Source organism: Prochlorococcus sp. MIT 0603 (assembly GCF_000760215.1).
Lineage (GTDB): Bacteria > Cyanobacteriota > Cyanobacteriia > PCC-6307 > Cyanobiaceae > Prochlorococcus_E.
Genome location: NZ_JNAW01000002.1, coordinates 1 through 14,159 on the forward strand (window position 1 = coordinate 1; position 14,159 = coordinate 14,159).

The 14,159-nt window shown below is 39.6% G+C and carries 11 protein-coding genes, 4 tRNA genes and 3 rRNA genes; 7 read left to right on the plus strand and 11 right to left on the minus strand.

The genetic code is table 11. From position 1 onward, the window contains the following. The 5 genes from EV07_RS01725 to rrf all read left to right on the plus strand — a co-directional run. Nucleotides 1-709, plus strand: a 16S ribosomal RNA gene (locus EV07_RS01725); the annotation flags it as partial. Between the two features lie 168 nt (nucleotides 710-877). Further along, a tRNA-Ile gene (locus tag EV07_RS01730) sits at nucleotides 878-951 on the plus strand. A 9-nt stretch (nucleotides 952-960) separates the two neighbouring features. Next, nucleotides 961-1,033 (plus strand) — tRNA-Ala (locus EV07_RS01735). Nucleotides 1,034-1,376: 343 nt separating this feature from the next. Further along, nucleotides 1,377-4,250 (plus strand): 23S ribosomal RNA (locus EV07_RS01740). 97 nt (nucleotides 4,251-4,347) lie between these two features. Next, nucleotides 4,348-4,464, plus strand: a 5S ribosomal RNA gene (rrf, locus tag EV07_RS01745). Nucleotides 4,465-4,532: 68 nt separating this feature from the next. Here rrf and EV07_RS01750 read toward each other — a convergent pair. Both EV07_RS01750 and EV07_RS01755 read right to left on the minus strand, forming a co-directional pair. Further along, the gene (locus EV07_RS01750; RefSeq protein ID WP_036916831.1) at nucleotides 4,533-5,387 is read right to left on the minus strand and encodes a DNA-formamidopyrimidine glycosylase; all 855 of its coding nucleotides are present in this window, start codon (nucleotides 5,385-5,387) and stop codon (nucleotides 4,533-4,535) included. A 4-nt stretch (nucleotides 5,388-5,391) separates the two neighbouring features. Next, nucleotides 5,392-5,601: a photosystem I reaction center subunit IV gene (locus EV07_RS01755; RefSeq protein ID WP_036916833.1), complete on the minus strand. Its 210-nt coding sequence runs from the start codon at nucleotides 5,599-5,601 to the stop codon at nucleotides 5,392-5,394. Between the two features lie 122 nt (nucleotides 5,602-5,723). Here EV07_RS01755 and EV07_RS01760 point away from each other — a divergent pair, with 122 nt between their 5' ends. Then, nucleotides 5,724-6,773 carry a hypothetical protein gene (locus tag EV07_RS01760; RefSeq protein ID WP_036916836.1) on the plus strand — a complete coding sequence of 350 codons (1,050 nt, stop codon included), beginning with the start codon at nucleotides 5,724-5,726 and terminating at the stop codon, nucleotides 6,771-6,773. Between the two features lie 14 nt (nucleotides 6,774-6,787). Here EV07_RS01760 and EV07_RS01765 read toward each other — a convergent pair whose 3' ends face one another. The 4 genes from EV07_RS01765 to EV07_RS01780 form a co-directional block, all read right to left on the minus strand. Then, nucleotides 6,788-7,609, minus strand: coding sequence for a LysM peptidoglycan-binding domain-containing protein (locus tag EV07_RS01765; protein ID WP_036916838.1), 822 nt, complete (start codon nucleotides 7,607-7,609; stop codon nucleotides 6,788-6,790). Nucleotides 7,610-7,731: 122 nt separating this feature from the next. Beyond that, complete coding sequence (locus EV07_RS01770; protein WP_036916841.1) at nucleotides 7,732-9,108, minus strand: aldehyde dehydrogenase family protein; 1,377 nt, start codon at nucleotides 9,106-9,108, stop codon at nucleotides 7,732-7,734. Between the two features lie 356 nt (nucleotides 9,109-9,464). Beyond that, nucleotides 9,465-9,854, minus strand: a complete 390-nt coding sequence (locus EV07_RS01775) for a hypothetical protein (RefSeq protein ID WP_036916844.1) — start codon at nucleotides 9,852-9,854, stop codon at nucleotides 9,465-9,467. A gap of 48 nt (nucleotides 9,855-9,902) precedes the next feature. Then, a complete protein-coding gene (locus EV07_RS01780; protein WP_036916845.1) occupies nucleotides 9,903-11,135 on the minus strand; it encodes an NAD(P)/FAD-dependent oxidoreductase in 1,233 nt (410 codons plus the stop codon). 167 nt (nucleotides 11,136-11,302) lie between these two features. Between EV07_RS01780 and EV07_RS01785 the strand changes: the two genes are divergently transcribed. Further along, complete coding sequence (locus EV07_RS01785) at nucleotides 11,303-12,031, plus strand: TVP38/TMEM64 family protein (RefSeq protein WP_081936923.1); 729 nt, start codon at nucleotides 11,303-11,305, stop codon at nucleotides 12,029-12,031. 57 nt (nucleotides 12,032-12,088) lie between these two features. On the opposite strand, the gene EV07_RS01790 is transcribed toward EV07_RS01785, so the two are convergent. The 5 genes from EV07_RS01790 to EV07_RS01810 form a co-directional block, all read right to left on the minus strand. Next, complete coding sequence (locus EV07_RS01790; protein WP_036916848.1) at nucleotides 12,089-12,271, minus strand: rubredoxin; 183 nt, start codon at nucleotides 12,269-12,271, stop codon at nucleotides 12,089-12,091. 273 nt (nucleotides 12,272-12,544) lie between these two features. Then, on the minus strand, nucleotides 12,545-12,733 hold the full coding sequence (locus tag EV07_RS10175) for a photosystem II reaction center protein PsbN (protein ID WP_036916850.1): 189 nt from the start codon (nucleotides 12,731-12,733) through the stop codon (nucleotides 12,545-12,547). A 273-nt stretch (nucleotides 12,734-13,006) separates the two neighbouring features. Then, on the minus strand, nucleotides 13,007-13,309 hold the full coding sequence (gene psbF / locus EV07_RS09330) for a cytochrome b559 subunit beta, long form (RefSeq protein WP_072013304.1): 303 nt from the start codon (nucleotides 13,307-13,309) through the stop codon (nucleotides 13,007-13,009). Between the two features lie 685 nt (nucleotides 13,310-13,994). Then, nucleotides 13,995-14,066 (minus strand) — tRNA-Thr (locus EV07_RS01805). A gap of 10 nt (nucleotides 14,067-14,076) precedes the next feature. Next, a tRNA-Tyr gene (locus EV07_RS01810) sits at nucleotides 14,077-14,158 on the minus strand. Between the last annotated feature and the right edge of the window lies 1 nt (nucleotide 14,159).

The window sequence follows — 14,159 nt, forward strand, 5'->3', positions numbered from 1 at the left end:
GGGGGAATCGACCCCCTCGGTGTCGTAGCTAACGCGTTAAGTGTTCCGCCTGGGGAGTACGCACGCAAGTGTGAAACTCAAAGGAATTGACGGGGGCCCGCACAAGCGGTGGAGTATGTGGTTTAATTCGATGCAACGCGAAGAACCTTACCAGGATTTGACATCCTGCGAACCTCTTAGAAATTTGAGGGTGCCTTCGGGAACGCAGTGACAGGTGGTGCATGGCTGTCGTCAGCTCGTGTCGTGAGATGTTGGGTTAAGTCCCGCAACGAGCGCAACCCACGTTTTTAGTTGCCAGCATTTAGTTGGGCACTCTAGAAAGACCGCCGGTGATAAACCGGAGGAAGGTGTGGATGACGTCAAGTCATCATGCCCCTTACATCCTGGGCTACACACGTACTACAATGCTACGGACAAAGGGCAGCAAACTCGCGAGGGCAAGCAAATCCCATAAACCGTGGCTCAGTTCAGATCGTAGGCTGCAACTCGCCTACGTGAAGCAGGAATCGCTAGTAATCGCAGGTCAGCATACTGCGGTGAATACGTTCCCGGGCCTTGTACACACCGCCCGTCACACCATGGAAGTTGGCCATGCCCGAAGTCGTTACTCCAACCCTTGTGGAGGAGGACGCCGAAGGTGGGGCTGATGACTGGGGTGAAGTCGTAACAAGGTAGCCGTACCGGAAGGTGCGGCTGGATCACCTCCTAACAGGGAGACAAAAACTGATTATGATGTCTGATTTAAATTTAGGCCGTAATCCTGTCACCTTAGGTCGATCGGTACCTCAGATTAATTACTGAAAAATGAGAAATCTATCTTTCATAGTTGATTTCAGTTCCTAAACTTGTCTAGGTCACACCCAACAAACTTTCTCCTGGGCTATTAGCTCAGGCGGTTAGAGCGCACCCCTGATAAGGGTGAGGTCCCTGGTTCAAGTCCAGGATGGCCCATTCGTAGTTGGGGGTATAGCTCAGTTGGTAGAGCGCCTGCTTTGCAAGCAGGATGTCAGCGGTTCGAGTCCGCTTACCTCCACTGATCATCTACCTGATAACTCGTTTTGGAGATTGTCTTTTGTTTAATGTGATTTAGATGTTGTTCATCTGAATGAACCTAGCTTCCTATCACTCCTTTCATTTCTTTTAGGCTGATAAGACGCTGGGCTCTCTGTTTTTCTAAAGATTAACAGTTTGATTCAGTAGAACCTTGACAACTGCATAGGAAAAACTAGAAAACAAAGCATCTCATAGATGCATGGAAATCTTTTATTAGATATCTATGTTTAATTCTTGAGTTAGAGCAAAACATCTATTGCTTATTCACTACTTTTATATGTATGTGATTAACTAATTATATTAGTAAGTTAATAGATTTTAATGGTCAAGCTACAAAGGGCTCACGGTGGATACCTTGGCACACAGAGGCGATGAAGGACGTAGTTACCTGCGATAAGTCTCGGGGAGCTGGAAGCACGCTTTGATCCGGGAATTTCCGAATGGGGCAACCCTTAATACGACCAGCTGAATATATAGGCTGGAACGAGCCAACCCAGCGAACTGAAACATCTTAGTAGCTGGAGGAAAGGAAAGTAAAAACGACTCCCTAAGTAGCGGCGAGCGAACGGGGAAAAGCCCAAACCGACAATTTCGATTGTCGGGGTTGTGGGACAGCAACGTGGACCAATGAACCTAGAAGAAGCGTTTGAATGGCGCGCCATAGAGGGTGAAAGCCCCGTAATCGAAAGGAGAGTTGGCCTAGCTGTATCCCGAGTAGCACGGAGCACGTGGAATTCCGTGTGAATCTACGAGGACCACCTCGTAAGGCTAAGTACTACTGTGTGACCGATAGTGAAACAGTACCGCGAGGGAAAGGTGAAAAGAACCCCGGGAGGGGAGTGAAATAGAACATGAAACCGTGAGCTTACAAGCAATGGGAGCCCGACTAATCGGGTGACCGTGTGCCTGTTGAAGAATGAGCCGGCGACTTATAGGCACTGGCGGGTTAAACCGGGAATGGTGGAGCCATAGCGAAAGCGAGTCTTAATAGGGCGTTTGTCAGTGTTTATAGACCCGAACCCTGGTGATCTAACCATGGCCAGGATGAAGCTTGGGTGATACCAAGTGGAGGTCCGAACCGACTGATGTTGAAAAATCAGCGGATGAGCTGTGGTTAGGGGTGAAATGCCAATCGAACCAGGAGCTAGCTGGTTCTCCCCGAAATACGTTGAGGCGTAGCGTCTAGTGCTCCAGCAGGGGGGTAAAGCCACCATTTCGGTGCGGGCTGCGAAAGCGGTACCAAATCGATATGAACTCTGAATACCCTGTGTGTAACTAGGCAGTCAGACTGTGGGGGATAAGCTCCACACTCGAAAGGGAAACAGCCCAGACCGCCAGCTAAGGTCCCAAAATCAGCACTAAGTGATAAAGGAGGTGGGATTGCTTAGACAACCAGGAGGTTTGCTTAGAAGCAGCCATCCTCAAAGGAGTGCGTAATAGCTCACTGGTCGAGCGATCCTGCGCCGAAAATGAACGGGGCTAAGTGTTGTACCGAAGCTGCGGATTTACTTGTAAATGGTAGGGGAGCGTTCTATGTGGGGTGAAGCGTTAGCGTAAGCGGGCGTGGACTGCATTGAAGTGAGAATGTCGGCTTGAGTAGCGAAAACATGGGTGAGAATCCCATGCCCCGAAACCCTAAGGGTTCCTCCGGCAGGCTCGTCCGCGGAGGGTTAGTCTGGACCTAAGGCGAGGCCGAAAGGCGTAGTCGATGGATAACAGGTCAACATTCCTGTACCGGTTATGTTTTGGGAAGGGGGACGGAGAAGGCTAGCCAATCCAGATGTTGGTTACTGGTTCAAGCGTTCAAGGCTTTGAGGAACGGAGAAAACGTTCTGAGCTAAGGCGTGAGTACGAGTTGCTACGGCAACGAAGTTGGTGATGTCATGCTTCCAAGAAAAGCCCTATACCCGTTAAGGCATAACTGCCTGTACCCGAAACCGACACAGGTGGGGTGGTAGAGAATACTAAGGGGCGCGAGATAACTCTCTCTAAGGAACTCGGCAAAATGGCCCCGTAACTTCGGGAGAAGGGGTGCCAGCGAGAGCTGGCCGCAGTGAAGAGGCCCAAGCGACTGTTTACCAAAAACACAGGTCTCCGCTAAGTCGCAAGACGATGTATGGGGGCTGACGCCTGCCCAGTGCCGGAAGGTTAAGGAAGCCGGTTAGCGTAAGCAAAGCTAGCGACTGAAGCCCCGGTGAACGGCGGCCGTAACTATAACGGTCCTAAGGTAGCGAAATTCCTTGTCGGGTAAGTTCCGACCCGCACGAAAGGCGTAACGATTTGGGCGCTGTCTCGGAGAGAGGCTCGGCGAAATAGAATTGTCTGTGAAGATGCGGACTACGTACACCCGGACAGAAAGACCCTATGAAGCTTTACTGTAGGTTGATATTGGTCTCGGGCTCTGAATGCGCAGGATAGGTGGGAGACTATGAAATAGTGCTTGTGGGCATTATTGAGTCAATGGTGAGATACCACTCTTTCAGAGCTAGGGTTCTAACGCTTACCCGTTATCCGGGAAGCGGACAGTATCTGCTGGGCAGTTTGACTGGGGCGGTCGCCTCCTAAAAGGTAACGGAGGCGTACAAAGGTTCCCTCAGGCTGGTTGGAAATCAGTCGTTGAGTGCAAAAGCAGAAGGGAGCTTGACTGTGAGACCTACAAGTCGAACAGGGACGAAAGTCGGTTTTAGTGATCCGACGGTTCTGAGTGGAAGGGCCGTCGCTCAACGGATAAAAGTTACTCTAGGGATAACAGGCTGATCTCCCCCAAGAGTTCACATCGACGGGGAGGTTTGGCACCTCGATGTCGGCTCATCGCAACCTGGGGCTGAAGTCGGTCCCAAGGGTTGGGCTGTTCGCCCATTAAAGCGGTACGCGAGCTGGGTTCAGAACGTCGTGAGACAGTTCGGTCCATATCCGGTGTACGCGCAGGAATATTGAGAGGATTTCTCCCTAGTACGAGAGGACCGGGAGGAACGCACCTCTGGTGTGCCAGTTATCGTGCCAACGGTAAACGCTGGGTAGCCATGTGCGGAGTGGATAACCGCTGAAAGCATCTAAGTGGGAAGCCCACCTCAAGATGAGTATTCCCATGGCATAAGCCAGTAAGGTCACGGGAAGAACACCCGTTGATAGGCTCTACGTGGAAGCCTGGTAACAGGTGCAGCGGAGGAGTACTAATAGACCGAGGGCTTGACCTACTTCTTCATCTAACAAAATTAATCTTTGTTTTTTAGCATATTTCTTTAATAACCTATGCAGTTCTCAAGGCTCAAACCTTGAACATGAAAATGTTTTCCTGGTGTTCATTGCGATGTAGCCCCACTCCGATCCATCCCGAACTCGGTTGTGAAATGCGTCAGCGGCGACGATATTTGGGGGGAAGCCCCCTGAGAAAATAGCTCAATGCCAGGTAAAACATTTTTCAATAATTTCCTAACTAGAACAATAACTTTTAAGCCCATCCTTTAAAGGGATGGGCTTTATTTTTGACAATTAGGACACCAGTGGGTCCCTCTCCCTAAGATTTTCTTCTTGATAATTGTTGTTCCACATTTTCTGCATGATTTATTCCCTCTTCCATAAACCCATGCTTGACCGCCATAATTTCCATTAACCCCTTTTAGGTCTCTAAAATCTTTAAATGTTGTCCCTCCTTTACCAATACTTATTTTTAATACCCTGAAAAGAGAGGCATATAACTTTTCAATCTCATACTTAGTAAGTTGATTTGATTCCTTTGTTGGAATAATGCCAGCTTCGAATAGGCTTTCATCAGCATATATATTTCCAATTCCGGCCAATGTAGCTTGATCTAAAAGAGAAGCTTTTATTGAACGTGTTCTATTTTTTAATTCATTTTGCAGATATGTAGGATTAAAATCTTTGCTAAATGGTTCAGGACCAAGCCTTTTTAAACCCCTTATCTTTTCTTCGGGAGAGATCCCATTTGGAATCCACCACATTTGGCCAAAGTTCCGTGTATCTACAAATCTAAGCTCAGACTCGTTCTGCCCTAATAGTCTAACTCGTGTATGAGGGCAGGTTTTATGCTTAGATGTAAACCATTGAAATTGGCCTGTCATTCTTAAATGAATAACCCACCAGCCACAAAAATTGTTTTGAATGTCTTGATTATGAAGGCTAGAAATTAAATATTTGCCTCTTCTGCGCCAATCCCCAATAACTAACCCCACCATTGCATTTATTAATACTTTTGAGCCTCCATCACTAGAGATAGACCTCTCTGATAATACTTCTATATCTTTTATAAGGAATTTTTCTAAGTGGTTTTCTAGACCCCTTTTTACAGTCTCGACTTCAGGAAGTTCAGGCAAAAAGTTAAACAGCTTCTAGCTCGTTTTCTGCAAAGTTATTGGTGTTGTTTCCACCATCAACACCGCTAAATGCGGCATAGTTTACCTTCTCAAAACGAACTACGACAGGATACTTGATGCCAGAAGTATCAACGGAAGCTACTTTACCTACTTCGTTGAACCAATATGATTCGGGTCTTTTGACTCTAACCATGTCGCCTCTTGAAATAGCCATTGTTTTTATGCTGTTATTTCAATAATAAGACTATCGTGGGATAAGTAAAAATTGGCTTTAGCGTCACAGAATGTCGCCCCTTTCTACTATTCCTTTAATAAAATAAGCTTTGCTATCTTGATGTGACCACAATACTTTCCCCTGACCCTTTAGCTCTTCAGTTGGATTTACCTGATCCAGATAAGGACGATATTAGTTCGATTGAATTTTTAGAACGTCTTCAAGAGGCATGGTTTATATGTGAAAAATTTGATCTTCATACAGATATTTGGAGAGGGAAGATATTACGTGTAGTAAGGGATAAAGAGAAGCGCGGCGGAGAAGGCAGAGGTGCAGGATTCCTTCAATGGCTTAGAGAGATGGATATAAGTAAAACAAGAGGCTATGCCCTTATTCAATTAGCAGAGTCAGCCGATGAGCTTATTTTAGAAGGGACTCTTGATGAGAAAAGTGTAAATAATTTCTCAAGACGATCTTTTATAGAAACAGCTCAATCTTCTCCTGAAGTCCAGCAGATGGTCGTAGAAGCTGCAAATAAAGGGAATGAGATTACGCGCAAGGAAGTCAGAAGATTGGCTGATGAATTTACTTCGGCTACAAGTCTATGCTTGCCAGAGGAGATTCGGCAAAGGACTCAAGATAATCTTCTGCCCCCTAAAATCGTTGCACCGCTAGCTAAAGAGTTGTCTAAGCTCCCTGATGATATACAAGATGACCTGCGAAGTGTGTTAAAGGATACCCCAGACATACAATCGATTAAGGAGATTACCTCTACGGCAAGATTCATTGGGAAGACAAATGATGCATCACTAGCATTGAGAGCTTTACAGAGAAAAGAGTTGAATGTAGAACAGGCAACAAAAGAAGCTCAGAGAATTGGCGCATTGAGTCTGTTAGTCGATGCTTTTTCGCAAGCAAAAAATATTGAAGCATCTGTCCTAAGATTCCATACTTCTTGGAGAAAGTTGAATGATTTGCATGACAGATTATGGGTTGAGAGCGGTAGTAGCACTCCTTATTTAAGGGATGTTCTTAAAGCGCTTCAAACTCTAAGTGGTTCAACTATGAGAGTCTCTTTAGGAGAGCTATATGGAGGAAAAAAAATTAGGTTGCAAGTAGTTGAAGAGGATGCTGACAAAATAGAACCTCCTGATGTAATTGAATTAGCTTGATTTCCCCTTTTAATTTAATTTGCATTCTCGCATAGATCTTCTATCAATTTAAATTCATAATTATTGGCTGGAGTAAACCATCTATCCCATTCCTTGCTAGGAATTTTCCAGTTAATACTGGTTGAATTGCAGTTTATAGCTAGTAATATTGGATCTCCATTCTTATTTTTAGCTAAGCCAATGCTATTAGCTTTATATTTCTTCCAGCTAGACCAATTTACTTTTAAGGAGCCATAATTGCGCCATTCAGATAAACCATCGTTAATTTGATCTAAATAATATTTTTCATTTAAGTATTCAAGATTTGAATTGCTTAAACTGCTGTTAATCTCTGTTAATGCATTTACCGGATCACTTAGAATAATTATTCTTTGACCTGGCTTGATAGTGCTTTTTTCTAATATATTGTTGTTATTCCTAAGAGTAACCAAATCAACATTATAGTATTGAGAAATCTTATATAAAGTTTCACCTTTTTGAACTATATGAAATCTAGGGTTAACTTTAGAATCGTATAGCATTATTAATTGTCCTGGATATAGAACATTTGGGTTTTTAATATTGTTAATTCTGATTAGATAATTTTTATTGATTCCATATAGTCTAGAAAGGCCAGTCAGTGTATCACCTCTTTTAACTATGTATGGTTTAAGCTGAAAATCATTCTTGTCTTCGCCAACCCTGACTTCTTTATTAGCCATTAAACTACTTGAATGATATATATTGCTTTTATGATTACTTGATTTTGAATTAATATTATGACTAAATAATTCTGTTAGGCAATTAATGTCAGATTTTCCCTTTAAACCCTTTGCCTCTAAATGATGTGTTGACATGAAAGATATAATAAATAATATTATCCCATAACTTCTCATAGTTAGCAGAATGACTGGAGATCTTTCTATCATAAAATATCAATTAACCTATCTATTCTATTTTAATATAATTTATTTCTTTATTACCTGAATAGATTCTTTATCAAAGAAACATCAATTTTGTAAGGAGGGTAGCGGAATTTCAGGTCTAACCAAAATGGCCGGCTTAAGATTGACTTCGTATGTGAGAATGTTTTGAAGCCTGCCTTTCCATGATAGTAGCCTGTCCCACTTGTCCCGACTCCTCCAAAAGGTAGCTCTGGTATTCCAGCTTGTATGATTACATCATTAAAGCAAATACCGCCAGAACTTGTTTGCTTTTCAAGCCTTCTCTGTTCTTCATCGCTTCCTCCAAACATATATATTGCAAGAGGCTTTTCAGCCTTTTGTATAATTTTAATAGCATCATTTAAATTGTTAATAGTTATAATAGGTATGATGGGACCGAAGATTTCATCTGAAATAATCGGGTCTTCAATATTTTGAACATTGATTATTGTAGGAGATACCTTTCTTTTTAAATGATTAATCTTTCCTCCACTAATTATCTTTCTCTCTGACCTTGCAGTTTCAATTAATCTAGTGATCTTGTCAAACTGTCTAATATTTATATTTGATATTTCTTTAGAATCCTCCGGATTCTCACCATAAAAAGATTTTATATAATCTTTGATTTTTTGAATTAATATATCTTTTAACTCTTTTTGTACAAATAGATGATTTGGTGCCAGGCAAGTTTGACCAGAGTTTAAACTTTTCCCCCATACAATTCTTTTTGCGGTTACATCTATATTTGCTCCGGATAAGATTATCGCAGGATTCCTTCCGCCTAATTCTAGTGTTACTGGTGTGAGGTGCCTTGCAGCTGAGCTCATTACCTTTCTTCCTATTTCTCCTCCACCTGTGAAGAAAATATGATCAAACTTTTCAATTAATAGCTTTTCTGCAAACTCTCCATCTCCTTGAACAACTTTTACTACATCATTTTCGAAATGCTGTGAAACTAGCTTTTCTATTAAATCAGATGTTGCAGGTGCATATTCTGAAGGTTTAATAATGGCAGTATTTCCAGCAGCCAATGCAGATACTAGAGGCTGTAATGTCAACATGAATGGATAATTCCATGGACCGATTATTAGAACACAGCCTAAAGGCTCACTGATTAACTTTGCGTGTCCTGGTTTAAGCCAAATAGGAATATCTATCCTTTTAGGCATCATCCAATTTGAGAGGTTTTTATTGGCTATTTTTAACTCTTGTTTGAGTGCAATGATCTCAAACAACGCTTCTGTCGATGGTTTTCCTAAATCGTCGGCTAGCGCTTTAATTATTTCCTGCTCGTTCTTAGAAATAAGTTCTTTAACTTTTTCCAGTTGAATCCTTCGCCATCTCTCAGGTCTGGTTTCTCCTGAGAGAACTTTCTCTCGGAACCTTTTTATGTTGAGTTCTTTTAGATCCAAAGCTTATAAAAATGATTTTAGTAAATTAAGAGCTTGAAAGGACATCCTTATTTAAGATTCAAAGAAAAAATGAAAATCAAAGATATCCAAAGAGATTTTATTCCATTAAAGTATTCAATGAAATTCTACAAGATATTGACAATACTTAAGAGAATACTCTTCAAATCATTCTATTAGCTTTACCTATTAATTAGCTTAAATTTATTTACTTGAAAATAACATAGACATTTCGGACCTTTTTGTAACTTAAATGAGTTATTCTATACCGCCTTTGACTGTAGTCAAAGGCCAATACTGAGATCAAAGAATCATCTTTAAAGTTGCTGTGAACTTCTTTTTCATCAGCAATAAGATTTTTACTCGATCCTTAAGAAATACAAGCCTTCTTCTCTGGTGAAAAGTGCTTTCCATATGCCTCCACAGATTATATGAAGTTCAGCTATGAACTTTTGACTATCTCCGGATTCCATCCATTGTTTCTTTATTAAAGGGATTTTCTCTTGCATGACAAGCATTGGGATCTGAATCAAGAGAAGACTTTCATCAGAATTCACTCTTCGCAAAGACCCTGTTTCACTCTTTTGGAATACTCTTAAAAGCAAGTCATTGATGAGTTTCTCTCCTGTTTTTCCTGGGTTCGAGCCCAAATCAATGAATTCTTTAATTGAACGACCTCCAAGGGGCATAGCTCTTTTCCCGCTTTGCTCAATTAATGCAAGTGCGATCAAATATGGGTCTTGTAACATGATGAGGATTTAATAACTTATAATATCTAGAATGATACCTTAAAGTATTTAACTTATCCCTGCAATTGCCTTGCCTGCAATCCAACCACTGGTCCAGCAATGTTGAAAATTAAAACCACCAGTTACGCCATCAATATTCAGTATTTCCCCAGCGAAATAGAGATTTTTACATATACGACTTTCCATAGATTTCAAATAAACTTCTTTTAAATTTATTCCTCCAGCAGTCACAAACTCTTCTCCAAATGGACCTTTACCTTTTACTATATGAAGATTTTTAGCTAAGTTTTGACATAGATTTTCTTCTTGTAATTTTGATAGATCTGCCCATCTGATTTGATCTTCGATTTTTAGACTTTTTAATAATGCTAACCATATTCTATTAGGAATATTATTAAAAGGCTTGTGTCTTTTTAGAGTGTAGGAAGCATACTTATACCTATGTTTTTTCAATATTCTTTTAGTTGTTTCTATATCATTATTCGACCAGCCTATGTATAGCTTTGATTTATATTTATCACTATTTAGATCGAGTGCAGCAAATGCAGAAAGTTTTAGAATAACTGGTCCACTGAGCCCCCAATGTGTAATTAACATGCTCCCAGATTGCTCAAATAATTTGCCATTACAGACAAGAGATACATTTACTTCATTTACAGCAATACCTGCACAAGTCTTTAACCAAAGTGTGTTTAGCTGAAGGCTAAATAGTGATGGAACTGAAGGAATAGTCTTATGACCTAGCTGGGCGGCTATTTTTTTGCCACTTGGCCCTCCTCCTGTGGCGATTAAAATCTTTTTTGAATTAAAAGATACATTATTTCTGCATTCTAATTGAAACTTTTCATCCGAATTTTTTTTAACTGATTCAACCTTTGAATTCGTGAAGCATTGAACCCCTGCTAAAAGTGCAGCACTCTTTAGGCATTTGATTACTTCAAGAGATGAATTTGATTTCGGGAATATGCGTCCATCTATTTCGATTTCTAAATCCAAACCTTTTTCAGAAAACCAAGTCATAGCATCACCTGCAGCAAAGCGGCTGAAAGGACCGAGTAATTCTTTCTGCCCCCTAGGGTAATGCTCAACTAAATCCCTTGGTTCCCAGCATGCATTAGTGATATTACATCGACCACCACCGCTAAGACGTACTTTTTCTAGAGTTTTTGAAGTTGCTTCTAGTAAACATACTGAATGGATTCCATGCTCAGCTGCTGTTATAGCAGCCATAAAACCTGCGGCTCCGCCACCAATTACTATTAAATCAAAGGTTCTTTTCAATTAACTCTGAATTCAATAAAATTAAAATAATCCCTCCTAACGGAAATGACTCGCCAATCTCTTCTAAGAGCATTGTTTCCTGACTAATCTTTTAGAATATGTAAAATTCAAATAGCTACTTATCTCTTAAATCTATCTAAAATCTCCTTCTTCAATATAATATATTCATGATAGAGACCTTTAAAAATAAATCAGCTGCCAGATATTTATTTGGAGCAGGCTTGATATTATTATTGATTTTCACTAATAAAGTATTTGATATTAATCAGATCAACAATCTAATTTTAAATACTCAAGAGAGTATAGGAAGAATAAGTTTTTTAGCAGCATTTTTGATCTTCTTATTGAGGTCTTTGAGTATCCTTATTCCAATTCTTCCAGGTACTTATTGCTCTGTCATAGCAGGATATTTATATGGCTTTGAAATTGGCTTGTTACTTATTTTTGTTGCAGACCTTATTTCTTGCTCCTGTTCGTTTTTCCTTGCAAGAAGCTTAGGTAGAGGATTTGTGAGAAAGATATTAGGTTTTAGACAAATGCAAAAAGTAGAGAGCTTTAGTAGCAAATATCTTGAAGGTAATTTCTTTTTAATGACAGGTTGCTTAATGACTCAATTCTTTGATTTTGTTTGCTATGCAGTTGGCCTAACTAAGGTTCCTTGGAGAAAATTCATGCCTGCATTAGTCTTAAGTATAATAATTTCAGATGCTCCATTTGTTGCAGGTGGATATACATTAAAAGGACTGAATAGCCTAAAGGAAATTTTAAATGGTCAAGTTCAGGTTCTTAATGGGAACTATTTACTGGTATTTATAGCTTGTGTTATTTCAATATTTGGATTGGGATTCTTAAATATTTTCATTAATAAAGCGACTAGATCTAAACGTCTTAGATAAATATTTCGAATATAGATTTTTTATTCTATAGAATTAAAATTTGCAATAGCTAATTGTTTAACAATCTTTAGCTTTAAATCTAAATTTTCTTGCCTTGCAAATTGGGCATACCCAACTATCAGGCAGCTTTTCAAAAGGAGTACCTGCTGGTATTGCTTGTGATGGGTCTCCACGATCAGGCTTGTATGTATATATACAATCTCTGCATTGGTAATTTGATTTATCTAAGCCAATATTCATAATATTTGTTCTCTTTTCTTAAAGATCGCAGATAATGACCTTTAATGCAATTAAATTGACAATTTCAAAATCAAATAATCTCCTTCTCAAGATTAAACTAGTTTCTGGCGAAAGCGCTATTATTTATACTTAAAAATACTATTAGCCATGTGAATCCTAGTATAAATGCAGTGCTTAGAATTAAAATAAATGAGATAATATTAATATCTACATTTAGAAAATCAGACGCTTCTGTTATTTGATTTAAATATGATGAATTTAAAAAATTCATTTTTATTTGTCGCCATGGGTATGAGCAATTCCCAGTTCATGCATTCGAGCATGCTCATCTATTGAATCTGTAAGTCTATGTGCTCCAGAACCAAAAGAGTTATACATTCCATAAGCTACTGAGCCAAATAGCATAGTAAGGATTACTCCTATTAAAATGTAAGGTGATGGATTTGTAGACGAGATTTCCATGAATTAATTTTATTGATTATTCGTTTATTATCCTATTGATTTCAAAATAAATAAACCTCATGTTTATCAATCTGGCCAATAATATACTTCATTTTTAAGTGCTATTATTTTCTGATTAATGTTGCAATTTTTATATTAACTGCTTGACTATATAAGTAATTTATGAGTAAAGCAAAACACCTGTTAACTCTATTGATATCCATAAACAGGCTGTAATGGATATCATCAAGAATATTATTTGATCGGAACTTGCCATGGTAATTGTTTAATTAGCTACGCACTAATCAGACCTCTCCTTATAAATTGCATTGCAAATATTGCTCCAAGGAAAAACACTGTTGGGATGCCTAAGGCATTGACTGCAAGAGTCCTAACCGTAAATACTGGGTATCCTCCTTTAGGCCTATTGTCAGGAATTATGCCGCTATCCTCCCAATCCTGATAGTTCTCTAAAGATGGTACGCCTGGTAACGTTTCATTATTCCATTTAAAAACACCCCAATATGAAAGCCAAAAGATTGTTGATGCAGCAGCTATGAAAACAGGAGCTAATACAATTAATGTTTTAAGAACCATCGCCAATAAATAATCGAATATTTATATTCTTTCCCAAGTCTTTTCGCTAGGCTTATCATTTTTTAGAGTGGCTTGTTCTAAAAGCAACCAATCCATGTTCAATTTGAATATCTATAATTATTGTCACCCTGAAATGTTATATATTTTAGTTGCAAATGTATAGCTTGTCGAATGGACTAAGGATGTGTAATTGAAAAATAGTTAGGACTTATTAAACCTATTAGAATTATAGTAATTAATTCTTGATTTTTTTAATTTTAATATATCTCACATATAGCTTCCCTCTTAGTCAGTATTGCATATTAAAAAATCTTCTATTTCCTTAGATATATCGTCATTAATTAAATCTATATTTGCACTTAACATCGACCCGTAAATATCGAGCTTCTTTTTCTTTACTTGTCCATAGGACTGGGAGTTTATTTGTAAGTTTAACTCCTTGGAATTAGCGAAAAAAGAGTATTCATAACCTGCAAATACGTGAACATCTGCTTCTTTCGAATTAATGCTTGCCAGCCTTTGCCGCTCCTTCTAATGGTTGCCATTTCTTGAATTGCATCAGGTCAGATGCATCAAGCAAGAATGATCAACAGAGCAAAACTGGACTTAAAAGTGGACGTCCACTTTTAGATATCAAGAACCCCTAGTGCCTGAAATAGTTTCTCTTAGAAGAGGTCTGGGCTAGTGCCCTCGTCGGGACTTGAACCCGAGACCTCTCCCTTACCAAGGGAGTGCTCTACCGCTGAGCTACAAGGGCTTGTGGAAGGTGGGCCGGGTTGGATTTGAACCAACGTAGGCAGAGCCAGCGGATTTACAGTCCGCCCCCATTAACCACTCGGGCACCGACCCT